At 73.5% G+C, this 22,598-nt stretch carries 21 protein-coding genes; 2 read left to right on the top strand and 19 right to left on the bottom strand.

Features of this window, described 5'->3' with window-relative positions; genetic code table 11:
• Positions 1-12: 12 nt before the first annotated feature.
• The 5 genes from RKE38_RS15295 to pepN form a co-directional block, all read right to left on the bottom strand.
• Positions 13-2,172 (bottom strand): carboxypeptidase regulatory-like domain-containing protein, encoded by a 2,160-nt coding sequence (locus tag RKE38_RS15295; RefSeq protein ID WP_316008324.1) that lies wholly within the window; start codon positions 2,170-2,172, stop codon positions 13-15.
• Between the two features lie 201 nt (positions 2,173-2,373).
• Positions 2,374-4,587 carry a catalase/peroxidase HPI gene (gene katG / locus RKE38_RS15300; protein WP_316008325.1) on the bottom strand — a complete coding sequence of 738 codons (2,214 nt, stop codon included), beginning with the start codon at positions 4,585-4,587 and terminating at the stop codon, positions 2,374-2,376.
• 99 nt (positions 4,588-4,686) lie between these two features.
• The gene (locus RKE38_RS15305; protein ID WP_316008326.1) at positions 4,687-5,106 is read right to left on the bottom strand and encodes a Fur family transcriptional regulator; all 420 of its coding nucleotides are present in this window, start codon (positions 5,104-5,106) and stop codon (positions 4,687-4,689) included.
• A 126-nt stretch (positions 5,107-5,232) separates the two neighbouring features.
• Complete coding sequence (locus RKE38_RS15310; RefSeq protein WP_316008327.1) at positions 5,233-6,441, bottom strand: serine/threonine-protein kinase; 1,209 nt, start codon at positions 6,439-6,441, stop codon at positions 5,233-5,235.
• Between the two features lie 201 nt (positions 6,442-6,642).
• Entirely contained in the window at positions 6,643-9,114 is a 2,472-nt protein-coding gene (pepN, locus tag RKE38_RS15315; RefSeq protein WP_316008328.1) for an aminopeptidase N, read from the bottom strand.
• Between the two features lie 109 nt (positions 9,115-9,223).
• On the opposite strand from pepN, the gene RKE38_RS15320 reads away from it, so the two are divergent.
• Positions 9,224-10,093, top strand: a complete 870-nt coding sequence (locus RKE38_RS15320; RefSeq protein WP_316008329.1) for an SGNH/GDSL hydrolase family protein — start codon at positions 9,224-9,226, stop codon at positions 10,091-10,093.
• A 94-nt stretch (positions 10,094-10,187) separates the two neighbouring features.
• Here the strand turns inward: RKE38_RS15320 and RKE38_RS15325 are convergent, their stop codons facing one another.
• The 12 genes from RKE38_RS15325 to RKE38_RS15380 all read right to left on the bottom strand — a co-directional run bounded on the left by RKE38_RS15325 (position 10,188) and on the right by RKE38_RS15380 (position 20,451).
• Complete coding sequence (locus tag RKE38_RS15325) at positions 10,188-10,391, bottom strand: cold-shock protein (RefSeq protein ID WP_316008330.1); 204 nt, start codon at positions 10,389-10,391, stop codon at positions 10,188-10,190.
• 332 nt (positions 10,392-10,723) lie between these two features.
• Positions 10,724-11,611: a zinc metalloprotease HtpX gene (gene htpX, locus RKE38_RS15330; protein ID WP_316008331.1), complete on the bottom strand. Its 888-nt coding sequence runs from the start codon at positions 11,609-11,611 to the stop codon at positions 10,724-10,726.
• 50 nt (positions 11,612-11,661) lie between these two features.
• Positions 11,662-13,152, bottom strand: coding sequence for an NADH-quinone oxidoreductase subunit N (locus RKE38_RS15335; RefSeq protein ID WP_316008332.1), 1,491 nt, complete (start codon positions 13,150-13,152; stop codon positions 11,662-11,664).
• Positions 13,149-14,624 (bottom strand): NADH-quinone oxidoreductase subunit M, encoded by a 1,476-nt coding sequence (locus RKE38_RS15340; RefSeq protein WP_316008333.1) that lies wholly within the window; start codon positions 14,622-14,624, stop codon positions 13,149-13,151. Before RKE38_RS15340 ends, RKE38_RS15335 begins: the two co-directional genes overlap by 4 nt.
• Positions 14,618-16,456, bottom strand: a complete 1,839-nt coding sequence (locus RKE38_RS15345) for an NADH-quinone oxidoreductase subunit L (protein ID WP_316008334.1) — start codon at positions 16,454-16,456, stop codon at positions 14,618-14,620. Before RKE38_RS15345 ends, RKE38_RS15340 begins: the two co-directional genes overlap by 7 nt.
• Complete coding sequence (nuoK, locus tag RKE38_RS15350; RefSeq protein ID WP_316008335.1) at positions 16,453-16,752, bottom strand: NADH-quinone oxidoreductase subunit NuoK; 300 nt, start codon at positions 16,750-16,752, stop codon at positions 16,453-16,455. Before nuoK ends, RKE38_RS15345 begins: the two co-directional genes overlap by 4 nt.
• The gene (locus RKE38_RS15355) at positions 16,749-17,327 is read right to left on the bottom strand and encodes an NADH-quinone oxidoreductase subunit J (protein WP_316008336.1); all 579 of its coding nucleotides are present in this window, start codon (positions 17,325-17,327) and stop codon (positions 16,749-16,751) included. Before RKE38_RS15355 ends, nuoK begins: the two co-directional genes overlap by 4 nt.
• Positions 17,324-18,019, bottom strand: coding sequence for an NADH-quinone oxidoreductase subunit I (locus RKE38_RS15360; RefSeq protein WP_316008337.1), 696 nt, complete (start codon positions 18,017-18,019; stop codon positions 17,324-17,326). The genes RKE38_RS15355 and RKE38_RS15360 overlap by 4 nt, the downstream gene beginning before the upstream one ends.
• Positions 18,016-18,972 carry a complex I subunit 1 family protein gene (locus RKE38_RS15365; RefSeq protein WP_316008338.1) on the bottom strand — a complete coding sequence of 319 codons (957 nt, stop codon included), beginning with the start codon at positions 18,970-18,972 and terminating at the stop codon, positions 18,016-18,018. Before RKE38_RS15365 ends, RKE38_RS15360 begins: the two co-directional genes overlap by 4 nt.
• Positions 18,969-19,499, bottom strand: a complete 531-nt coding sequence (locus RKE38_RS15370) for an NADH-quinone oxidoreductase subunit C (RefSeq protein ID WP_410055469.1) — start codon at positions 19,497-19,499, stop codon at positions 18,969-18,971. Before RKE38_RS15370 ends, RKE38_RS15365 begins: the two co-directional genes overlap by 4 nt.
• Complete coding sequence (locus RKE38_RS15375; protein ID WP_316008339.1) at positions 19,496-20,092, bottom strand: NADH-quinone oxidoreductase subunit B family protein; 597 nt, start codon at positions 20,090-20,092, stop codon at positions 19,496-19,498. The genes RKE38_RS15370 and RKE38_RS15375 overlap by 4 nt, the downstream gene beginning before the upstream one ends.
• Positions 20,092-20,451, bottom strand: a complete 360-nt coding sequence (locus RKE38_RS15380; RefSeq protein WP_316008340.1) for an NADH-quinone oxidoreductase subunit A — start codon at positions 20,449-20,451, stop codon at positions 20,092-20,094. The genes RKE38_RS15375 and RKE38_RS15380 overlap by 1 nt, the downstream gene beginning before the upstream one ends.
• 66 nt (positions 20,452-20,517) lie before the next feature.
• On the opposite strand from RKE38_RS15380, the gene RKE38_RS15385 reads away from it, so the two are divergent.
• Positions 20,518-21,165, top strand: a complete 648-nt coding sequence (locus RKE38_RS15385; RefSeq protein ID WP_316008341.1) for an LON peptidase substrate-binding domain-containing protein — start codon at positions 20,518-20,520, stop codon at positions 21,163-21,165.
• 15 nt (positions 21,166-21,180) lie between these two features.
• Here the strand turns inward: RKE38_RS15385 and RKE38_RS15390 are convergent, their stop codons facing one another.
• Complete coding sequence (locus RKE38_RS15390; protein ID WP_316008342.1) at positions 21,181-21,723, bottom strand: N-acetyltransferase; 543 nt, start codon at positions 21,721-21,723, stop codon at positions 21,181-21,183.
• Between the two features lie 76 nt (positions 21,724-21,799).
• A partial coding sequence (locus RKE38_RS15395) for an HNH endonuclease signature motif containing protein (RefSeq protein ID WP_316008343.1) occupies positions 21,800-22,598 on the bottom strand: 799 nt, incomplete at its 5' end.

The raw sequence follows: 22,598 nt of genomic DNA on the forward strand, positions 1-22,598 counted from the left end.
GTGCGGGCCGGGTCAGGGCAGGTGCACCGTCACCTGTGCCTGCTCCCCCACCCCGAGCGGGACGGCCGTGGCGTGCGCGCGGTCGGTCGCCCCGTCGTACCACCACGACTGCCCTGTCTCGGGATCCATCAGCTGGAGCGTGAAGCTGCCGGCCGGCAGCGCGCTCGTCGTGAAGTCCGGACCGCCGTAGACGTCGAAGTCGCCGATGTACGACCCGTCCGCGGCGAAGACCATGCCCACGAGGTAGCGGTCGACCGGGCTGCCGTCCGGCTGGAGCACCGTGCCCGAGATCTTCGAGGCGGGCGCCAGCTGGGCGTCGAACCGCACGTCCTTGAGGGCCTTGACCTTGAACGACTGGGCGGTCGCTGCCGTGGTCGCGTCGCCGGACCACTCGGGCGCGAGGTCGCCGGAGTAGTTCTCCGTGTAGACGAACGCGGTGTACGTCCCCGGGGGAACCCCGTGCACGGTGTACCGACCGTCGGAGCCGGTCTTGGCGGACCAGCGGCCCTCACCCGGACCGGCGCGGCCCGGGAAGCCGGCGCCCACGTTGACCCAGGCGTCGGCCACGGGCTGCCCGTCGGGGCCGGTGATGGTGCCGCTGACCGTGCCGCCCGGCATCATCTGCACGTTGCGGACCGAGGTCGTCGCCCCCGCCTTCACCGTGATCAGGTCGGCGGTCGCCTGCGAGGTCGCCTTGAACGCCCACGTGAGGGAGTAGGCGGACTCCTGGGTCACCTGCTGGACGGCGAGGGTGACTGATCCTGCAGGCAGCCCGCGCACGGTCCAGCGACCGTCGGCGCCGCTGCACCCGGACACCGAGCCGCGGACCCAGCCACCGGTGCGGCCGAGGTAGGCGTTGGGGCAGACGTCGGACAGGACGGCGCCGGTCTTCGCGTCCACGGCGAGCCCGGTGAGGGTGGCGCCCGTGGCCAGGGAGGCGTCGACCGTGGCGGGCGTGCCGCGTGCCACGGAGAACTCGGCAGCCTGCCCGACGACCCGGGTGTCGCCGGAGAACTCCGAGACGTACCGCCCCTGCGGGTCGGTGAACTCGGCGATGTAGTCGCCCGGCTGGCTGACGTCGACAGAGTAGGCGCCGGTGTCGTCGACGCACCCCTCTCCGGCCCACTGGAGGTTGTCGACGTCGGACCCGGGCGCGTACACGGTGACGCAGGCGCCGCCGACCGGCTGGCCCGTGGCGTCGCTGCGGACCGTGCCCTGCACCTTCGCGGCAGGCAGGAACTGGTCGTCGACCTGCACGGTGTCGCCCGCGGCGACCGTGAAGTGGTCGGCGGCGTCCGGCGTCGTCTGGCCGAACGCCCACTGGCTGGCGGGCCAATCGGTGAACTGCACGGTGTACTCACCCGGCCGGACCAGGGCGCTCCAGTGGCCGCTGTCGTCGGTCTGGGCGAACGCCTCGGTGCGGGCGTTCTCGCCCGTGGTCGAGACGTCCACCTGCGCCCACTGTGCCGGCTGGCCATCGACGCGAGTCAGCGTGCCCTGCAGGTGGCCGCCGAGCGCCAGGCCCACGTCCACGGTGGCCGGCGCGGTGACCGCCTGGGCGTCCTCGAACGAGGCAGCGTCCTGGGCCCACTCGCCGACGTGCTGGTCGTCGTAGGCGCTGACCTCGACCTTGTACCCGGCACCGGCGACCAGCTGCCCGACCGACCAGGTGCCGTCGTCGCCCGCGCACGTCGACCCGACGAAGTCGAGCGCCTCCGTGTAGACCGTGACGCAGCCCGGGAGAGGGTTGCCGGTGTCGTCCGCGGTGATGGTCCCGCCGATCTGCGCGTCGCCCACCTCCCGGGAGTACGCGAGGGCGGTGTCGACGGTCGCCGGCGCGGTCACCGGCGTGGCCTCGTCGAAGGACGCGCCACCCCCGCTCCACTGCGTGGCGTAGACCGAGTCCTGTCCGTAGACCTCGACCTTGTAGGCCGTCCCGGACTCGACGCCGTCGACGACCCAGTGCCCGGTGTCGTCGCTGCAGCCCCCACCGACCCAGGTGTAGGCCAGGTCGTACACGTTGGCGCAGCCGGCGACCGGGTCCCCGGTGGCTGCGGACGTGATGGTGCCGTCGAGCTGTGATGGTTCCGCGTGCGCGGGAGCGGCGAGGACACCGGTGGCCAGCACGGCCGCCGCGACGATCCCCCCGACCCGCGAAAGTCGTGCGCGCATCTGCGCCGTCCTCCCCTGGGCGTGAATGAAGCGAGCGCAACCTAGCAGCGCGCGGCGGGGCCGTGGGGCTTCCTTGGCACAGTCCTTACCCGTCGCCCTCCCGAGGCTCTGGGGAGGGGCCCCGACGCGCGTATGCCGCGTGGTCGCGACGACCACGCGGCATACGGGCGCGTGCGGCCGGGCTCGCGCCCGGCGGTGGGGTCAGCGCAGGTCGAAGCGGTCGAGCTCCATGACCTTGGCCCACGCGGCGGCGAAGTCGTCGACGAACTTCTGCTGGGCGTCGGCGCCGGCGTAGACCTCGGCGATGGCCCGCAGCTGCGAGTTCGAGCCGAAGACCAGGTCGACCGGGGTGGCGGTCCACTTCGTCTCACCGGTGGCGACGTCGGTGAGCTCATAGACGTTCTCGTCGGTCTGCGAGGTCTTCCACTCGGTGCCCGGCGCGAGGAGGTTGACGAGCACGTCGTTCGTCAGTGCCCCGGCGCGGTCGGTGAGGACACCGTGCGCCGCGTCCCCGGCGGAGACACCGAGCGCACGAAGGCCGGCGACGAGCACCGTCATCTCCGGCGCCGTCAGCTGCAGCATGTAGGCGCGGTCGAGCAGGAGCGTCTCCAGCGGCAGCTTCTCGCCCTCGCGCACGTAGTTGCGGAAGCCGTCGGCCCGCGGCTCGAGCACCGAGAAGGACTCGACGTCCGTCTGCTCCTGGGTGGCGTCGGTGCGACCCGGCGTGAACCGGACGCTGACCTCGTGGCCGCCCACGCGGGCCGCCTGCTCCACGGCGGCCACGCCACCGAGGACGATGAGGTCGGCGAGCGAGATGCGCTTGCCCCCGGTCTGCTTGTCGTTGAACTCGCGCTGGACCTTCTCGAGCGCCTCGAGCGCGCGGGCGAGCTGCTCGGGGTTGTTGGCCTCCCAGCTGCGCTGCGGCTCCAGGCGGATGCGGGCGCCGTTGGCACCACCGCGCTTGTCGGTGCCGCGGAAGCTGGATGCCGAGGCCCACGCCGTGGCGGCGAGCTGGGTGACGGTCAGGCCCGAGTCGAGCAGCGCGGTCTTGAGCTCCTCGACGTCCGAGGCGTCGACGAGATCGTGGTCGACGGCCGGGACCGGGTCCTGCCACACCTGGGCCTCCGGGACCCACGGCCCGAGGAAGCGCGAGACCGGGCCCATGTCGCGGTGGAGCAGCTTGTACCAGGCCTTGGCGAACGCGAGCCGGAACTCGTCGGGGTTCTCGTGGAACCGTCGGGAGATGGGCTCGTAGGCCGGGTCCACGCGCAGAGCGAGGTCGGTGGTGAGCATCGTCGGGCGGTGCTTCTTCGCCGGGTCGAACGCGTCGGGGGTGATCTCGTCGGCGTCCTTGGCGACCCACTGCCACGCGCCGGCCGGGCTCTTGGTGAGCTCCCACTCATGGCCGAAGAGCCGGTCGAAGAAGCCCGTGCCCGCGCCCCACTGGGTCGGCGTCGCACTCCAGGTCACCTCGAGGCCACTGGTGATCGTGTCGCCGGCCTTGCCGGAGCCGTAGGTGTTCTTCCAGCCCAGGCCCTGGTGGTCGATGGGGCAGCCCTCGGGCTCGCGGCCGACGTACTCGGCCGAGGCCGCGCCGTGGGTCTTGCCGAACGAGTGGCCGCCGGCGATCAGGGCCACGGTCTCCTCGTCGTTCATCGCCATCCGGCGGAACGTCTCGCGGATGTCGCGCGCGGCCTTCAGCGGGTCGGGCTCGCCGTTGGGGCCCTCCGGGTTGACGTAGATCAGGCCCATCTGGACCGCACCGAGCGGGTTGGAGAGCTCGCGCTCACCGCTGTAGCGCTCGTCGCCCAGCCACGTGTCCTCGGGTCCCCAGTAGATCTCCTCGGGCTCGAAGACGTCCTCGCGCCCGAAGCCGAAGCCGAACGTCTCGAAGCCCATCGACTCGAGCGCGACGTTGCCGGCGAGGACGAGCAGGTCCGCCCACGAGATCGCCGAGCCGTACTTCTGCTTGATCGGCCACAGCAGGCGACGGGCCTTGTCGAGGTTGGCGTTGTCGGGCCAGCTGTTGAGGGGGGCGAAGCGCTGTGCGCCCTGGCCGCCGCCACCACGGCCGTCCTCGATCCGGTAGGTGCCGGCGGAGTGCCAGCTCATCCGGATGAACAGGCCGCCGTAGTGGCCGAAGTCGGCCGGCCACCAGTCCTGGGAGTCCGTCATGAGGGCGGTGAGGTCGGCCTTCAGCGCCTCGACGTCCAGGCCGGCGAAGGCCTGCTTGTAGTCGAACGACCCACCCAGCGGGTTCGAGGCGGTGCTGTGCTGGTGCAGCACCCGCAGGTCGAGCTGGTTGGGCCACCAGTCCTGGTTGGTGTGCGGCCGGTGCCCCTTGGGCTCGGGCGCGGGGATCGCCGGGTTCTCGCTCTCGCTGCCGTGCTGCTGCGTGGCGGACTGCTCGCTCACTCGGGGTACCTCTCTCGTCGATCTCTTCGGTGGGTCGGTGGGTCGGTGGGTCGGTGGGTCGGTGTGACGGTCGGGTATGCCGGGGGGCGGCTGCGCGCCTCAGGCGGCGCACTCAGGGCACAGGCCCCAGTAGGTCACCTCGGCCTCGTCGATCGTGAAGCCGTGGTCGTCGGAGGCGTCGAGGCAGGGCGTGTGGCCGACCGCGCAGTCGACGTCGGCGATCGTCCCGCAGGAGCGGCAGACGACGTGGTGGTGGTTGTCCCCGACGCGGGACTCGTAGCGGGCCACCGAGCCGGACGGCTGGATGCGGCGCAGCAGCCCGGCAGCGGTGAGCGCGCGCAGGACGTCGTAGACGGCCTGGGTGGAGACCTGCCCGAGCTCCTCGCGGACGGCCCCGACGATGACGTCGGTCTCCGCGTGGGGGTTGTCGTGCACGGCGGACAGCACCGCCAGCCGCGGGCGCGTCACGCGCAGGGATGCGGTGCGCAGGGCGCGCTCGGCATCGGTGCGGGACTGCATACCGGCACCCTCGCGCACTTTCTGGAACGAGTCAAGAAAACAGTCGGCACCGTCTCCATGACGAGACGGTGCCGCCGAGGTGAGCGGCGACACCGTCTGGACGACCGAGGCCGGTCAGGCGTGGCCTCAGCCGGGGATCGTGGCGTCCGGGTCGGCTGACGCCGGGCCGTTGACCAGGCCCTCGACGTGGCCGGGGTCGACGACGTTGACGACGTCCACGGCCGCGGCCATGTCCGCACCTGCGACCGGCTCGACGACGTCCGGGTGCGGCACGTCCGGCGCGCCGGCGCCGTGGCCCACGGCGCCGGCCCCGGCGAGCACCGCTCCTGCCGAGTGCCGACCGGACGACCGGCCGAGCGGGAGGTCCACCCACGAGGTCGGGGCCTCGCCCGCAACCGGGGTCGGCCGCGGGTCGCTGTGGCGGGGCGACGACATCGCCTGGGTCACGGGGACCACGTCGGGCGTCTCCACCTGCTCGTCGAGCTCCGCGGCCAGGCCGAGGGCCAGGCCGGTGATCTCGTCGTCGGCCATCCCGAGCTCGACCGCGACGGCGCGCGCGTTCTCGGGCCGGTCGGCCGGGTTCTTGGCGAGCAGCCGCCAGACGAGGTCGGCGAGGTCGTCCGGCACGCCCTCCGGCAGCGGCGGCGGGGGCTCGGTGACGTGGCTGAGGGCGGTCGCGATCGGCGTGCCCTTGTCGAACGGCCTACGGCCCGAGAGCATCTCGTGCGCCACGACGCCGAGGGCGTACAGGTCGCTCGCGCCGGTGGCTGCCTTGCCCAGCGCCTGCTCGGGGCTGATGTAGTCGGGCGTGCCGAGCATCTCGCCGTGGCGGGTGTGACCCGCCGCGTCGAGCGCGCGGGCGATGCCGAAGTCGGTGATCTTGGCGATGCCGTCGGGGCGCATCATGATGTTCGCCGGCTTGACGTCCCGGTGGACGACGCGCGCCTCGTGGGCGACGCCGAGGGCCATCGCGACCTGGCCGATGATCGAGCGCACGACGAGCGGGGACTGCGCCCCCTCGCGCCGCAGCAGCGTCGAGAGGGGCTCACCGGGGACGAGCTCCATGACAAGGTAGGCCAGGCCGTCCTCCTCGCCGTAGTCGAAGAGGGTGACGATGTTGGCGTGCATGAGGGACGCCGAGTGCACGGCCTCGTCACGGAACCGGAGGGCGAAGAGCTCCTCGTGGCCGGTGTCGGGGCGCATCACCTTGACGGCGACCTCACGCTGGAGCACCTGGTCCACCGCGGCCCACACGTCGGCCATGCCACCCGAGGCGATCCGCGAGCCGAGCTCGTAGCGCCCGCCGAGGACGTAGCCCTCGTGCAACCTGTTCATGCGCGCACCACCTGGGTGACACCTCCGTCGACGAGGCGCGCGTCGACTGACATCACGGGGGGACCTCGTAGGACCACAGCGTACCTCCGCCCGGACCCGTTCGCTTGCCATCCGAGAGGGCCGCGCACCGCGATGACCTGCAGCAACACCCGCCACAGGGGTTTCGGAGCGCAACCACCGGGCCGGCGCCGGGCGACCCCGTCAGGCGTACCGGGCGCGCGAGCGCAGCGCCTCCCCGAGCTCGGACCGTGCGTCGACCATGCTCCGGCGCACGGCGACCGAGACGTCGTCGCGCGCGAGCGCCGAGTCCACGAGCTCCACGGTCGCAGGCTCGACGAGCACCCACGGGAACGACAGCGTCGCCACCCGCGCGAGCGCGTCCTCCCCCACCCACGCGCTCATGGCGGGCACGTCGGCGACGTAGCGCGCGGCATACGGCCGCAGCACGTCGTCCTGCGACGCCTGCCAGAACCCCTGCGCCAGCGCGTTGAGCTCGTAGTTGGACCGCTCACGGTTGGCGGTGAGCTCGCCCCACGCCCAGGCCTTGGACTCGGCGTCCGGCCTCGCCGCGAGGGCCTGCAGCGCGGCCAGCCGCCCCTGCAGGGTGTCGTCGCCCGACCGCACCGACTCCACGAAGTCCCCGTCGACGAGACCGCGGGCGGCGAGGTTGCGCACGGCGAGCCAGCCGAAGTCCGAGTCTCCCTCGAGGCCGGCCGGGCGGTCGCGACCCTCGGCCCACGCGCGCAGGCGGGGCTCGTCGTCGGTGGTGCGCGCGAGGTAGCGGGCGGCGACGAGGGCGCGCGTGGAGCCGGGCGTCGCCGCGTCGAGCACCCGCGCCGCTGCGACGGCGACGGTCCGCGTGGCGTCCTCGCGCTCCTCCGGCTGCAGGAAGGCCGGGACGACCTTGCCGACCAGGTTGAGGGCGACGCGGTTGAGCACCGACTCGTTCGGCTCGTGCGGCCAGGCGCGACCGAAGGTGTCGATGACGACGCGCGGGTCGAGCGTGCCCAGGCAGACGCCGTCGAGCAGCGCGACCCACGTGACGGCTCGCGCCTGCGCGTCCGGGACCGCCGCGAGCCGCTCGGGCACGAGTCCCGCGCTCGCCGGGTCGAGCGTCACCGTCGCCCAGGTCAGGTCGGCCGCGTTGGGGAGCACGAGGACGTCGTCGGGCAGGTCGCGCAGCGCGTCCACCTCGGTGCGGTCCTGCGTCACGGTGACCCCGACCCGGAAGGCCTCCGCGCCCTCGGTGAAGCCGGCGACGTCGAACGTGTGCGGACGGTCGGCCGGGAACCGCTCGGGCACCACGCGCTCGACGACGCCGGTGGCGCGGTCCACCGTGAGGACGTCGACGCCGGCGGTCAGCAGCCAGGCCTTCACCCAGGCCTGCAGGTCGGTGCCGGCCGCCCGCTCGATGGACCCGATGAAGTCCGCGAGGGTGCCGTTGCCGTAGGAGTGCTCGCGCAGGTATGCCGAGACGCCGGCCACGAAGGCGTCGTCGCCGATGTGCTCGATGAGCTGGCGCAGGACGGCCGCGCCCTTGGCGTAGGAGATGCCGTCGAAGTCCTGCAGCGCGGCGGCCGCGTCGAGCGCCGCCCCGCCGGCGACCGGGTGCGTGGAGGGGGTGCGCTCCGCGGCATACCCCCACACCTTGCGGGCCATGGTGGAGTCGACCCACGCGTCGGTGAACTCGGTGGCGGCCACGCAGCTGCGGTGCGCCATGTACTCGGCGAACGACTCGTTGAGCCACAGGTCGTCCCACCACTGCATCGTCACGAGGTCGCCGAACCACATGTGCGCCATCTCGTGCGTGACGGTGTTCGAGCGCGCGAGCACCTCGTCGTGCGTCGCCGCCCCGCGGAACATCATCGTGTCGCGGAACGTGACGCAGCCCGGGTTCTCCATGGCGCCGGCGTTGAACTCGGGGACGAACACCTGGTGGTACTCCCCGAACGGGTACCGGATGCCGAACAGCGAGTGGTAGTAGTCGAACCCCTGCCGCGTCACCTCGAGGATCTGCGGGGCCTCCCGATCGAGCGCGTCGGCGAGCGAGGCGCGGGCGTGGATGCCGAGCGGTATGCCGTCGTGCTCGGCGCGCACGGACGCGTAGGGCCCGGCGCAGACGGTGACGAAGTAGGTCGCCAGCGGCTTGGTCTCGGCAAGCTCCCACTGCCCCGGCCCGGTGCTGGTGGCCGCGCCGTTGCCGATGACGGTCCAGTCCTGCGGGGCCTTCACGGTGATGGCGTAGGGCGCCTTGAGGTCGGGCTGGTCGAAGCAGGCGAAGACCCGCGGCGCGGCGTCGAGGAACAGGTGGCCGTAGACGTACGGCCGGTCGTCGGCGGGGTCGACCGCCCGGTGCAGGCCCTGGCCGTCGCGGCTGTAGGCCATGACCGCCTCGCACTCGAGGACGTTCTCGGCCGCCAGGCCGTTCAGCGCGACGCGGCCGTCGTCGAGGGTGGCGACGTCGACGGGCTCGCCGTTGAGGACGAGCGAGTGCAGCTCCACGGCCTTGACGTCGACGAAGGTCGAGGCGCCGGGGGTGGCGCAGGAGAAGGAGATCCGCGTGCGGGAGTGGAACGTCTCCGGCCCGCGGTCGAGGTCGAGGTCGACCTCCATCCGCTCGACGGTGAGCAGCTCGGAACGCAGGCGGGCCTCGGCGCGGGTCAACGACGGCATACGGCGATCCAACCATCCCGCCGGCGAGGGGGTTGTCTCGCGGGGTGATCTGGGGAACCATCCCTACCCGTAGGTAACCTACCCGAGGTAACAACAAGGGAGTTGTTCCATGCGCCGTCCCCTGCACCGCGTCGCCGCCACCCTCGCCGGGCTGGCCCTCGCCGCCACCGCCGTCGCCGTCGCCACCCCGGCCAGCGCGGCCGGCGTCGACTACGTCGCCCTCGGCGACAGCTACTCGGCCGGGTCGGGCGTCTGGCCGCCCGACCCGACGGCGCCACCCGTGTGCCTGCGCTCGAGCAGCAACTACCCGCACGTCATCGCGACGACGACCGGCGCCTCGCTCACCGACGTCACGTGCGGCGCCGCGGAGACCAAGGACTTCCGGTCAGCCCAGTACCCGGGGGTCGCGCCCCAGCTCGACGCGCTCGGGCCGGGCACCGACCTGGTCACCCTCACCATCGGCGGCAACGACAACAACACGTTCATCGGCGCCATCGTCGCCTGCGGGAGCGCCGGCACGGCGACCCTCGGCTACGGCAGCCCGTGCAAGGACCTGTACGGCAGCAGCTTCGACGACGCCATCGACGCCAAGACCTACCCGGCCGTCCGGCAGGCCCTGGCCGACGTCCACGCCAAGGCGCCGAACGCCCGCGTCGCGGTCCTCGGCTACCCCTGGATCGTGCCGAGCTCGTTCGTCGCGAGCTGCTACGCGAAGATGCCGATCGCCCGGGGCGACATCCCGTACCTGCGGGCGCTCCAGGCGCACCTCAACGCTGTCATCGCGAAGGCCGCCAGCGAGACGGGCACGACGTTCGTCGACTTCGGGACGGCGTCGGACGGCCACGACGCCTGCACCCCGATCGGCACGCGGTGGGTCGAGCCGGTGCTGTTCGGCACCAACACCGTGCCGGTCCACCCGAACGCCCTCGGCGAGTCCGCCATGGCGAACCGCACGATGTCGGTGCTGCACCTGCGCTGAGGAGTCGGTGCTGCACCTGCGCCGACCCCCGGACGGCCGAAGCCCCCGACCAGGACTGGTCGGGGGCTTCGGTGGTCTCACCGGGTGCGGGAGCTCAGATGACGCGGACCTTCTCGGCCTGCGGACCCTTGGGGCCCTGCGTGATGTCGAACTCGACGCGCTGGGCGTCCTCGAGCGAGCGGTAGCCGCTGGAGTCGATCGCGCTGTAGTGGACGAAGACGTCGGGGCCGCCGCCGTCCTGCTCGATGAAGCCGAAGCCCTTCTCAGCGTTGAACCACTTGACTGTTCCCTGTGCCATGGGATCTCTCGTTTCTGTCGGCCGAGGTGGTCGCGGTCGCGAGCCACCAGCTGCGCACACCACCACGACACGGAACGGACCGCTCAAAGCAAAGGGCCCGCACACCGGCGGGCCCACTCAGACGAGGAACTGCAACTGCAACTGCGGACAAGCAGTCCGCCTCCGCGACCCTCTCCACGACACGGCAAAACGGCGGTTGCTCGGCTTCCCGCGGGACGACAACCCGCGGTTTGCCGAGCAACCGCCGTTTCGCGGAAGAGGGCCGCCGCCGCAGAGGTGTGCCGCGCGGAGGACTCGGCCGCGCGGCACACCTCGGTGCAGGAAGAGCAGGGTCAGCGCTGGCGGAAGCCGTACGCCATCTGCTCGAGCCGGGCGATGCGCTCGGCCATCGGGGGGTGGGTCGAGAACAGCCGCGAGACGTCCTGCGGCCGGAACGGGTTGGCGATCATCATGTGGCTGCTGTTCTGCAGGGCCGGGGTCGGCTGCAGCGGCGCCTGGGCCACGCCGGCCTCCAGCTTGCGCAGCGCCGACGCGAGGGCCAGCGGGTCGCCGGTCAGCTTGGCGCCGTCCTCGTCCGCGTCGTACTCACGGGTGCGGCTGATCGCCATCTGGATGAACATCGCCGCGATCGGCGCGAGCAGCGCCATGGCCAGCAGCACCAGCGGGTTCGGGCGGTCCTCGTCGCTGCTGCCGCCGCCGAACATGCTGGCGAACATCAGCATCTGCGCGACCGAGGTGATGACGCCGGCGATGGCCGCCGCGACCGAGCCGGTGAGAATGTCGCGGTTGTAGACGTGCATCAGCTCGTGGCCGAGGACCCCGCGCAGCTCACGCTCGTCGAGCATGCCGAGGATGCCCTCGGTGCAGCAGACAGCGGCGTTCTCGGGGTTGCGGCCGGTGGCGAATGCGTTCGGCGCCTGGGTGGGGCTGACGAACAGCCGCGGCATCGGCTGGCCGGCGGCCGTCGACAGCTCTCGCACGATCCGGTACATCGCCGGCGCCTGGGCCTCGCTGACGGGGTACGCATGCATGGCACGGATCGCCAGTTTGTCGGAGTTCCAGTAGCCGTAGATGGTCGTGCCGACACCGATGAGGGCGAAGATCCACAGGAACGACATGCTGCGGGTCGAGGCGGAGATGATGCCGCCGATCGCCAGGAGCAGGGCGAAGATCGCGCCGAACAGCGCAGCGGTCTTCAGCCCGTTGAAGTGGTTGTGCATGTCCGGTCAACGCCGTGTGGTGCCGCCGCGTTCCCAGCGGACACCCAGCCTCAGTCGAGCAGCCCGAGCACCAGCTGCGGCGCGACGCTGGTCGCCACGAGGAGGGCGCCCGAGAGCAGAAGGGCGGCCAGCGCGGGGCGCGGGACGCGCCGCACGACGGCGGCGCTCGGACCCGACTCCGGGTCCCGCAGGAGCACCCCGAACCAGCGCAGGTAGACCGCGACCCCGATGACGGCGTTGACCACCGCGACCAGGGCCAAGACCCATTGCTCGCCCCCGACGACGGGTCGCAGCGCGACGACCTTGGCCACCAGCCCGACGATGCCGGGCGGGAGCCCGGCCAGCGACAGCAGCGCGAGCCCCAGCGCGCCGCCGAGGACCGGGTGCGAGCGCAGCAGGCCGGTGTATGCCGAGAGCGTGCGGCGGTCGAGCGCGACACCACGCGCCGGCGGCGCCGTCGACACGACGTGGACGACGGTGAAGGCGACGAGCGTCGCGACGACGTACGCCACGAGGTAGCCGGCTGACGCTGCAGCCGACCCCCGGGAGAGAGCCGACAGGGGCAGCACCACCCAGCCGGCCTGCGCCACGGTGGACCACGCGAGCAGCCGCACCGGGTCGTCCTGGACGAGCGCGAGGACGTTGCCCAGGGTCATGGAGGCGGCGGCGACCACGCCGATCGCGGCGAGGACGGGACCGCCCGCCTCCGCGACCGGACCGAGGACCACGACCAGCGCGGCGAGGGCTGCGACCTTGGAGGTGGCGGCGAGGAAGGCCGCGACGGGCTCGCTGCCGCCGGTGTAGGCCTGGGGCGTCCACACGTGGAACGGCACGAGGGAGAGCTTGAAGCCGAGCCCGGCGAGGAGCAGCAGCACGCCGAGCAGCAGCACCACCCGCCGGTGCGGGTCGGCCAGCGCCTCGGCCGCGGCACCCCGGGTGAAGACGGCCTCGCCCGTCGCGACGAGCCACAGGGCCACGCCGAGGACCACGACCGCAAAGGACACCAGCGAGGTGGTCAGCAGCGCGAGGGCGCCCCGCCCGGCCGCGTCGGTGCCGCGGAGGGCGACCAGGGCGACCACCGGCAGGGTGGCGAGCTCGAGGCAGACCAGCCACGACCCGAGGTCGTGGGCAGCGGCCACGCCTGAGGCGCCCGCCGTCGCGGTGAGGACGAGGCAGACCTGCACCGCGGGGCCGCCCCGCAGCCCGTCGGGACGCGGGGGCCCGGGCCAGGCGAGCAGCAGGACCACGAACGCCGACACGAGGGCCGCGAGCTGCAGGGCGCTGGCGACCGGCCCGGCCTCGTAGAGGCAGGTGCCCGCGACGGCCGGGACGCAGAGCGTCCGCAGGGGTGCGGCGCCGGTCTGCAGGGCACCCGGCACGGTGAGCGCCACCCCCGCCGCGAGGGCGAGGAGCCCGAGACCGGCGTGGACCCGGGCGGCCCGGGGCGAGACCGCGTCGACGACGAGCACCAGCACCGCCCCCAGCGCCGGTGCGAGCACCGGCCCGAGGACCCACCAGTCGATCGAGACGAGGGTGGTCATCGGGCCGCCCCCACGAGGGTGGCGACGGCCGGGCTGGTCAGGGCGAGCAGCGGACCCGGCAGGACGCCGAGCAGCACGGTGGCCAGCCCGAGCACGGCGATGACGTCCCACTCGCTGTCGCGGCTGTCCTCGATGAACGGCTCGCGGCGCTCCCCCGCCCAGACGGTGCGGGCGACCCGCAGGGCGTAGGCCGCGGCCAGCACCGTCCCCAGCGCGGCGACGACGGCCAGTCCGCGGAACAGCCCGGTGGGCCGGTCGTCGGCCGGCGACCACGCGGCATACACGGAGAGGAACTCGCCCCAGAACCCGGCGAGCCCGGGCAGCCCCAGGGACGCGGCGAGCCCGAGGACGAGCGCGAAGCCGAGCCGCGGCGCGACCTCGCGGACGGCAGCGCGGGCGGTGCGCAGGTCGGCGTCGCCCCAGCGCTCCTTGAGGCCGCCGACGACGACGAAGAGCAGCGCCGAGATGACGCCGTGGGCGATGTTCGCGAAGAGGGCGGCCTGCAGCCCGGTGCGGGTGCCGCTGGCCAGGCCGAGGACGACGAAGCCCATGTGCGCCACGGACGAGTACGCGATGAGCCGTTTGAGGTCGCGCTCGACGAGGCAGGCGAGGCCTCCCCACAGGATGCCGACCGCGCCGAGCACGGCCAGCACCGGCGCGACCCGCGAGAACCCCTCGGGCACCGAGGCGATCGGCAGGCGCACCAGGCCGTACGTGCCCATCTTGAGCAGCACCGCCGCGAGCAGCACCGACCCGGCCGTGGGGGCCGTCGTGTGCGCGGAGGGCAGCCAGGTGTGGAGCGGGAAGACCGGCACCTTGACGGCGAGCCCGGCGACGAGCAGCGCGGCGACGAGGGTCTGGGTGCCGACGGGTATGCCGGTGCGCCCACCCTGGGCGAGGACGTCGAGGTCGGCGGTCCCCGCCTTGGCGACGAGCGCGAGGATCCCGACGAGCATCAGGGTGGACCCGAACGCGGTGTAGAGGACGAAGCGGCCGCCGGCGTCGGCTCGGGCCCGCGCGTCGTGGGGGTCGCCGTACCGGGTGATGAGGACCCACATCGGGACGAGCACCAGCTCGAAGGCCACGAAGAACAGCACGGCGTCGCGGGCGTAGAACGTCGCGAGCGCACCGAACTCGACCAGCAGCAGGCAGGCGTGGAAGGCGCCGGTCGTCCCCCCGGTGGGCGGCCGGTCGAGGGTGTGCAGCACGACGCCGACCCCGAGCAGCGCGGTCATCAGCAACAGGGGTGCGCTGATGCCGTCGACCGCGAGCTGCCAGCGCAGCCCGAGCGAGGGGACCCACGCCCTGTCGACGGTGGGGCGCACGATGACGGCCACGATGACGGCGCCGAGGGTGACGACGCTGGCGGCGGTGGCCACGCCGTTCGCGGCCCGGTGGCCGAGGCGCCGCCCGGCGGTGAGAAGCCAGACCGCCACCGCGGCCGGCACCACGAGGCTGACGAGGATCACCACAGCGCCACCCCCGCGAGGGCGACGGCGACGACCCCGGCCACGACCCAGGCCAGCCCGGAGGCGGCGCGCTCGCGGTCGTGCACCCGCTGGCCACCACGGCCGGACCAGCGGGCGGCGACCGCGGCGCCGCGCACGTAGGCGTCGACGACGTCCCGGTCGAGGACGACGACGAGCCGCGCCAGCGCCAGCACGGGGGTGGCGACGGCGGCGACGTAGAGCCGGTCGACGCCGAGGCCGCGGTCGAACAGCGGGCGGCGGGCGCCGACGAGCCTGGTGGCGGGGTCGGGGTCGTCGACGAGCGGGACCGAGCGCACCGCGAGCGCAGCGCCCACGATGAGCAGGACGCTGAGCAGCGCCACGAGCCACCCGATGTGTCCGCGCAGGTCGAGCAGCGGCGTCAGGACGACCAGGCCCCCGACCACCGACAGCACCGCCAGGACGGTGACCGCCGTGCGCACCGGCCGCGTGGCCGTGTCGGTCTCGTGCCGGGTGACGTCGGTGGTGGCGAGGTCGTCGAGGACGAGCCACGCGCGCATGCAGTAGGCGGCGGTCAGCGGCACGGTGACGATGCCGGCGAGGAGCACCAGCCAGGCACGGGCGTCCCCGGCCGACACGCCGGCCTCGGCCGCGCCGAGCACGTGCTCCTTGGACACGAAGCCCACGAGCGGGGGCACCCCGGCGAGCGAGAGCAGGCCGACGAACATGGCCGGGCGGATCACGAGGTGGCCGCGCAGGCTGCCGCGCAGCGCGGTCGCGGCGGTCCCGCCGACGGTCACGCTGAGCCACCCGATCGCGAGGAAGAGCAGCGCCTTGAAGAACGCGTGCGAGTACAGGTGCAGCACCCCGGCGCCCGGACCCTCGTCGGCCGGGCCCACCGCGAGCGCGGAGAGCATGAGCGCCACCTGCGAGAGGGTCGAGTAGGCGAGCAGGCGCTTGAGGTCGGACTGCCCGAAGGCCAGCACCGCGGCGTACACCATCGTCACGGCGGTGCTCACCGCGAGCAGCCACCGCGCCCCGTCACTGGCCACGAGGACGTCGAAGAGCTGCGCGAGGACGAACGTGCCCGCGGCGACCATGGTCGCCGCGTGGATGAGCGCGGACGCGGGCGTCGGGCCCTCCATCGCGTCGGGCAGCCAGTCGTGGAACGGCACCATGCCGGACTTGCCGAGCACGCCCACGACGAGGAGGGCGATGCCGACCTTCGACAGCGTCCCGGGCGCCCCCGCGAGCACCTCCTGGTATGCCGTGGTGCCGGCGTCCGTGGCGAGCAGCACCACCCCGAGCACGAACCCGACGTCGGCCAGGCGGGTGACGAGGAACGCCTTGAGCGCGGCGCGGCGCGCGGACTCCTTGCGGCTCCAGTGGCCGATGAGGAGGTAGGAGCACCAGCCCATGACCTCCCACCCGACCAGGGTCAGGACCAGGTCGGCGGACTGGACGGTGAGCAGCATCCCCGCGCAGAACAGCGACACGGTGGCGGCGAAGGTGCCGTAGCGGTCGTCGTCGCGCAGGTACCAGCCGGCGAACGCCTGCACCGCCCAGCCGACCACCGCGACCACGACGGCGACGAGGGCGGGGGCGTCGGTCGCCTGCAGCTGCAACGGGATCCGCAGCTCGCCGGCCTCGAGCGAGGGCAGCAGGTGCAGCGCCTGCACCGGACCGGCCGAGTGGACGGCGACCAGCTCGACGAGGGCAACGAGGAGCGTGAGCAGGGAGCCGACGGTGGCGACGGCCCGGGCGGTGCGCGGTCGCGGCCGGCGTGCGACCAGCAGGCCCACCAGCGCGGCGGCGGCGGGGACGAGGACGACCAGTCGGGCCGCGGCGCCGCTCACGGGCGGTCCGCCTCGAGGTCGACGTCACCGCGCAGGCGGAAGACGGCCAGCACGACGGCGAGCGCCACGCAGACCTCGGCCGCGGCGATGGTGATCACGAAGAGGGTCAGGACCGACCCGGCGTTCCAGCGCTCGTCGCCGGAGGCCGACACGGAGACGAGCAGCACGGTGGCGGCGTTGAGGACGAGCTCGACGCCGATGAGGACGAGGACGGCGTTGCGGCGGGCCAGGATGCCGTAGGTGCCCAGACCCGCGAGGACGGCGGCGAGCAGGTACGGGCCGGCGAGGTGGATCATGCCCGCTCCCCCGCGTCGACTGCCGTGTCGGCCGGCTGGTCGACCGGCTCGTCGGCGGCCACGACCGGCGTCTCGGGCTCGGGGGCGACCATCCGCGAGACGGCCAGCGCGCCGACGAGGGCGACGAGCAGCAGCAGCGAGAGCAGCTCGAACGGCCACACCCAGGTGCCGAACACCTGTCCCGCCAGCCGGTCGCTCGGCGTCTCGACCCGCGGGCGGGCCGGCCCCGCGAGCGGGAGCAGCGCCGCGCCGAGCAGGGCGGTGACGGCCGCCCCCAGGACCGCCGCGAGGGCCCGGTGCAGCCGGCTGGTCGACACCTCGCGGTTCGGGCCGATCGGCGCCCGGGTCAGCATGAGCGCGAAGAGGACGAGCACCACGATGGCGCCGACGTAGACGAGCAGCTGCACCAGCGCGACGAACTCGGCACCCAGCACGAGGTAGCACCCCGCGACCGAGCCGAGGCAGACGACGAGCCACAGGGCGGCGTGCACGACGTGCCGGGTGGTCACGGCGAGCAGCCCGCTGGCGGCGGCGAGGACGCCGACGGCGGCGAACGCGACGTCGAGACCGGTCATGCCTGGTCCCCGCCCGCCTCGTCCGGGGTGGGCGGCGTGGCCTGCGCCTCGGCAGCCGCAGCCTCGCGGGGCGTCGCGCCGGTCGCACCCGAGGGCGACTCGTCGCCGACCCGCGCCGGGCGCACGCGGGCGGGCCGCTCGCGGGGCACGAGACGCGATCCGCCGCGGGCCGGCTTCTGGCTGGCCGCGACCTCGGCGGGCTCGGCCGAGTGCTCGTCGAGGGCGGGCGGCGGGGGCACGGTCGGCATCCACTGCCCGAGCCGGTCCTTCTCGTGCAGCAGGTCGCGGATGTCGAGCTCGGAGTACTCGAACTCCGGGCTCCAGTGCAGCGCGTCGAACGGGCAGACCTCGATGCAGATGCCGCAGTACATGCAGAGGCTGAAGTCGATCGCGAACCGGTCGAGGACGTTGCGCTGCCGCTCGCGACCACCGGGCGTCGCCGCCGGGATCGTCTCCTTGTGCGAGTCGATGTAGATGCACCAGTCGGGGCACTCGCGCGCGCAGAGCATGCACGACGTGCAGTTCTCCTCGAGCAGCGCGATGACCCCGCGCGAGCGCGGCGGCAGGCTCGGCGCGACGTCCGGGTACTCCGCGGTGTGCGACGGCGTCGCGAGCGTACGCGCCGTCGTGGCGAGCCCCTTGAGGATGCCGGGTATGCCGGTGCCCCCGGACTTGCGTGCGGGTGAGCTCATGAGGTGACCACCACCCAGACACCGGTGATCGCGAGCTGGGCGAGGGCGAGCGGCACGAGCACCAGCCAGGCCAGCCGCTGGAGCTGGTCCTCGCGCAGCCGCGGCCAGGCGACCCGCAACCAGATGACCACCACGGCGACGACGAGCCCCTTGAGCATCGTCCACAGCCAGCCGAGCTGGTCGGAGAACAGCCCGTGCCAGCCGCCGAGGTAGAGCACCGCGAACAGCAGTGACATGACGACGATCCCGGCGTACTCGGCCAGCAGGAAGAACGCGAACCGCAGCCCCGTGTACTCGGTGTACGCCCCGAACACGATCTCGGAGTCGGCCACCGGCATGTCGAACGGCGGCCGCTGCAGCTCGGCCACGGCGGCGACGAGGAACACGACGGCACCGGGCAGCTGCCACAGCAGCCACGCAGGCCGCCAGGCGTCGGCGATGCCGCCGAGCGACAGGGACCCGGCCGCCAGGCAGACCGAGGCGACGGCGAGCACCATCGGCAGCTCGTAGGACAGCAGCTGCGCGGCGGCCCGCATCCCACCGAGCAGGGAGTACTTGTTGGCGCTGGCCCACCCGGCCATGAGGGTGCCGAGGATCCCGACCGCCGTGACCGCGAGGACGAAGACGGCGGACGCGGGGACGTCGGCCGCGACGACCGACGGCGACAGCGGGATGACGGCCAGCGCGACGAGGTAGGGGACGAGCGCGACGGCCGGGGCGAACCGGAAGACGCGGCGGTCGGCGGCAGCCGGGGTGATGTCCTCCTTCTGGACGAACTTCACCCCGTCGGCGACCAGCTGGGCCCACCCGTGGAAGCCCCCGGCATACATCGGGCCGAGCCGGCCCTGCATGTGCGCCATCACCTTGTGCTCGGCCTGGCCCACGAGCAGCGGCAGCACGAGGAAGGCGGCGAGCACGCCGACCGCCCGCAGCACCACCTCGACGGCGGTCACCGCGGCCCCCACTCGGGGTCGGGGACGCCGGGGGCGCTGACGCGCCGGCGGCCCGTCGGCCGGGCGTGCTCGGACTCGCCGGGCTCCTTGGCGCCCGGCCACGCCTTGGAGGCGCGCGCGGCCAGGACGAAGGACTTGCGCAGGGGGGTCCCCTCGAAGCCGTCGGGCAGGAGCAGCGGCCGCAGGCCGAGGCCGGTGCCGTCGTCGAAGCCGTCGAAGTCGAGGCCGAACATCTCGTGCGTCTCGCGCTCGTGCCAGGCCGCGCCCTGGAAGACCGGCGTCAGGCTGGCGAGCGCCGCCCCCTCGGCCACTCGCGTGCGCAGGAGCCGCCGGCGCAGGGCCCTGGGCGTGGCGGTGTCGAGCAGGTGGCACACGACGTCGAACCCGGGGTCCTCGGGCGCGTCGGTCTGGTCGACGGCCGTGAGCCAGTCGAAGAAGGTGTAGCCCTCGTCACGGGCGGCTGCCGCGGCGACCGCCCACTCGGCCGCGGGCACCTCGACCCGGTCGACGGCGGCGGGGTCGCTCACGGCCCCTCCCCCGCCGGACGGGCCGGGGGCGCGACGAGGCCGCGCGTCACCTCACCCGCCGCCGCCGTGCGGTGCCGGGCGTACTTGGCGCGGATCCCCTTGGTGGACAACGACTCCTGGCCGATCTGCTCCTGCAGCCGCAGGATCCCCTGGAGCAGGGCCTCGGGCCGTGGCGGGCAGCCGGGGACGTAGACGTCCACCGGCAGGATCGTGTCGACGCCCTTGGTCACGCTGTAGGAGTCCCAGTACGGGCCACCGGAGTTGGAGCAGGCGCCGAAGGAGATGACGTACTTCGGCTCGGGCATCTGGTCGTAGAGCCGCCGGACGGCAGGCGCCATCTTGTCCGTCACCGTCCCGCTGACGACCATGAGGTCGGCCTGCCGCGGCCCGGGCGCGAACGGGATGACGCCGAGGCGGATGAAGTCGTGCCGGGCCATCGAGGCGGCGATGAACTCGATCGCGCAGCACGCGAGCCCGAAGTTGAACACCCAGAGCGAGTAGCGCCGGCCCCAGTTGAGGACGACCTTGACGGGCGTGGGTGCGACGTCCTGGGCCGCGCCGACCCGGGGCAGCGGTAGGTCGACCGGCGCCATCAGAGCCACCTCAGCAGGCCGCGCCGGGCCGCGTGCACCAGACCGACGAGCAGGACGCCGATGAAGACGGCGATCTCCACGAGCGACGCCGCCCCCAGGTGCGAGGAGCGGACGACCAGGGCCCACGGGAACAGGTAGACGGCGTCGACCGCGAAGATGACGTAGAGGAAGGCGTAGACGAAGTAGCGCACCTGGGTCTGGGCCCAGCCCTGGCCGACCGGGTCGACGCCGGACTCGTACGTCGTGAGCTTCGCGCGCGTCGGTGCCTTCGGGGCCAGCAGCGCCCGGGCCGACATCGCTGCCACGAAGAGCAGCAGGCCCACCACGACCACGGCGGCGACGACGACGTAGGGCGACACGCTGGCAGCCTAGTAGCCCGTCGCCCACGGGTGTCGGTGCCGACCACTGGCGCCTACCGTGTACCCATGCCGCGGCTCCCGCTGTTCCCGCTCGGCACGGTGCTGGTGCCCGGTGCCGAGCTCCCCCTGCAGGTCTTCGAGCCGCGGTACATCGCCATGCTCCAGGACCTCGTCGCCGGCGCCGACCAGCCGGACTTCGGCGTGGTCGCCATCCGGCACGGACACGAGGTGGGTGCAGACGCCGCCCGCGACCTGCACGAGATCGGCTGCGTGGCCCGGGTGAGCGGCGCCGCCGCGGTCGGGGACGGCCGGTTCCTCGTCCTGGGCGAGGGGCGTCGCCGCTTCCACCTGGACCGGGTCGCGACGGAGGCAGGCACGGCATACCTCACCGGCGAGGTCTCGTGGCTCGGCGAGGAGACCGGGGACCCGGTCGAGGCGGCTGACCTGGCGCAGTCGGTGCGCGACGCCCTCGACGACTACGCGAGGGCCCTCGGCGCGCAGGAGGCGCCGTGGCCCGACGACCCCACCGAGCTGTCGTACGCCGTGGGTTCGGCCGCGCTGCTGGGGCTGAGCGAACGCCAGCAGCTGCTCGCCGCCCCGGACACGTGCGCGCGGTTGCGCCTCGGTCTCCGCATGGTGCGCCGGGAGACGACGCTGAGCCGCGGCCTGGGCCTGGCCCCTCGCGAGCCCGAGGGCGGCTACAACCCCAACTGACCCCGGCGCGCCCGCTCAGTCGACCCGCTCGAACGGGTCCGCGTAGCGGAAGGCACCGCGCACGCCCTCACCCCACGCGGTGAGCGGCCGGAGCAGGAAGAACCGCGGTCCCCAGTCGTGCGGCGGCGTGACCCCGTGCTCCACCGCCGGCCCGAACCCGAACCGCGGGTAGTACTCGGGGTGCCCGAGCAGCACCACCCCGCGCACGTCGAGGGCGTCGGCAGCCCCGAGCGCGGCGTGCACGAGGGCCGAGCCGACGCCGGTGCGCTGGTGCTCGGGCAGGACGCCGAGCGGCCCGAGCGCCACGAGCTCACCGGCGCGGCCGTCGACCGTGGCCGCGCTCATGGCGATGTGCCCGACGACGGCGCCGTCCCGCTCGGCGACGAAGGTCATGGCGTTGAGGAGGTGCCCCTCGGCGCGGAGCTCGTCGACGAGCCGCGCCTCGGTCGTGCCGTCGCTCGCCGGCCGGCCGTCCTCCGTGGGCCCGTGCGCGAAGGCGTCGCGGTGCAGCGCGTGGACGACGGCGTGGTCGGCGGCGGTCTCACGGCGCAGGAACATGGCTGGAGGGTATGCCGCCGGGGCCGGCGCCTGCCCGCCGTTTTCCGCCGGGGTGGTCGGTGAGCGCGGCTGGAGCTCAGCGGGTTCGGAGTGGTGTGTCGGGGAGGATTTCGAGGTCCTGCCAGCGCACGGCTTCGCCGGTCGGGGGCTGGTAGGCGTCGAGGGGTATGGGTGGGTCGCCGCCAGGCGGGGGCCGGGTGTCGACGGGCCGCGGTGGTCGGACGCGTAGGCCGTACCGGTTCGTGGCGACGAGGCCGTCGGGCCTGGTCGGGTCGCCGGTGAGGGTGAAGTCGCCGCGGTCGAGGGCGTCGTGGTGGTGGGGGCACAGGCTGACCTGGTTGTCCTCGTCGGTGGTGCCGCCGTCGGCCCAGGCGTGCAGGTGGTGGACCTCGACGAACCGGGTCGCCCCGCACCCGGGGAACCGGCACCCGCGGTCGCGGTCCTCGACCAGCCGTCGCGTGCGTTCGGGGAGGATCCGCATGCCGCGGCCGACGGAGACCGGGCGGCCCTCGGTCTCCCACACCGGCTGGACGACCCCGTCGCTGACGAACCGCCCCAACAGCCGCAACGGGATCGCGTGACCACCGTTGACCCAGGCCCCGTCTGTGGACAGGTGCAGGTACACCCGGTAGTGCGACGCGCGGCTGGTCGAGGTGACCGACGCCAGTGAGCGGTTCGCCAGCTCCTCGAGCGCATCGGCATACGTCGGCAACCCCGCACGGTTCCCCATCGGCTGCTCGGGGACACGGTCGAGTGGAGTTGCCGACTCTCCGCCCTCGTTCGACGCGCTGCCACGGCTGGCGGTGAAGAGCGCGTCCTTGGCCTCCTTGATCGCCTGCTCGACCAGCGCTCCCACCGTGGCCGGGGCGGAGTAC

Source organism: Phycicoccus sp. M110.8 (assembly GCF_032464895.1).
GTDB lineage: Bacteria > Actinomycetota > Actinomycetes > Actinomycetales > Dermatophilaceae > Pedococcus.

Excerpts from the sequence above, each read along its gene's own strand:
- RKE38_RS15335 (WP_316008332.1), bottom strand. The coding sequence starts at position 13,152 with ATGACCACCCTCGTCTCGATCGACTGGTGGGTCCTCGGGCCGGTGCTC.
- RKE38_RS15295 (WP_316008324.1), bottom strand. The coding sequence starts at position 2,172 with ATGCGCGCACGACTTTCGCGGGTCGGGGGGATCGTCGCGGCGGCCGTG.
- pepN (WP_316008328.1), bottom strand. The coding sequence starts at position 9,114 with ATGCCGTCGTTGACCCGCGCCGAGGCCCGCCTGCGTTCCGAGCTGCTC.
- RKE38_RS15305 (WP_316008326.1), bottom strand. The coding sequence starts at position 5,106 with ATGCAGTCCCGCACCGATGCCGAGCGCGCCCTGCGCACCGCATCCCTG.
- RKE38_RS15385 (WP_316008341.1), top strand. The coding sequence starts at position 20,518 with ATGCCGCGGCTCCCGCTGTTCCCGCTCGGCACGGTGCTGGTGCCCGGT.
- nuoK (WP_316008335.1), bottom strand. The coding sequence starts at position 16,752 with ATGATCCACCTCGCCGGCCCGTACCTGCTCGCCGCCGTCCTCGCGGGT.
- RKE38_RS15320 (WP_316008329.1), top strand. The coding sequence starts at position 9,224 with ATGCGCCGTCCCCTGCACCGCGTCGCCGCCACCCTCGCCGGGCTGGCC.
- RKE38_RS15375 (WP_316008339.1), bottom strand. The coding sequence starts at position 20,092 with ATGGCGCCGGTCGACCTACCGCTGCCCCGGGTCGGCGCGGCCCAGGAC.
- RKE38_RS15355 (WP_316008336.1), bottom strand. The coding sequence starts at position 17,327 with ATGACCGGTCTCGACGTCGCGTTCGCCGCCGTCGGCGTCCTCGCCGCC.
- RKE38_RS15325 (WP_316008330.1), bottom strand. The coding sequence starts at position 10,391 with ATGGCACAGGGAACAGTCAAGTGGTTCAACGCTGAGAAGGGCTTCGGC.
- RKE38_RS15310 (WP_316008327.1), bottom strand. The coding sequence starts at position 6,441 with ATGAACAGGTTGCACGAGGGCTACGTCCTCGGCGGGCGCTACGAGCTC.
- htpX (WP_316008331.1), bottom strand. The coding sequence starts at position 11,611 with ATGCACAACCACTTCAACGGGCTGAAGACCGCTGCGCTGTTCGGCGCG.
- RKE38_RS15360 (WP_316008337.1), bottom strand. The coding sequence starts at position 18,019 with ATGAGCTCACCCGCACGCAAGTCCGGGGGCACCGGCATACCCGGCATC.
- RKE38_RS15390 (WP_316008342.1), bottom strand. The coding sequence starts at position 21,723 with ATGTTCCTGCGCCGTGAGACCGCCGCCGACCACGCCGTCGTCCACGCG.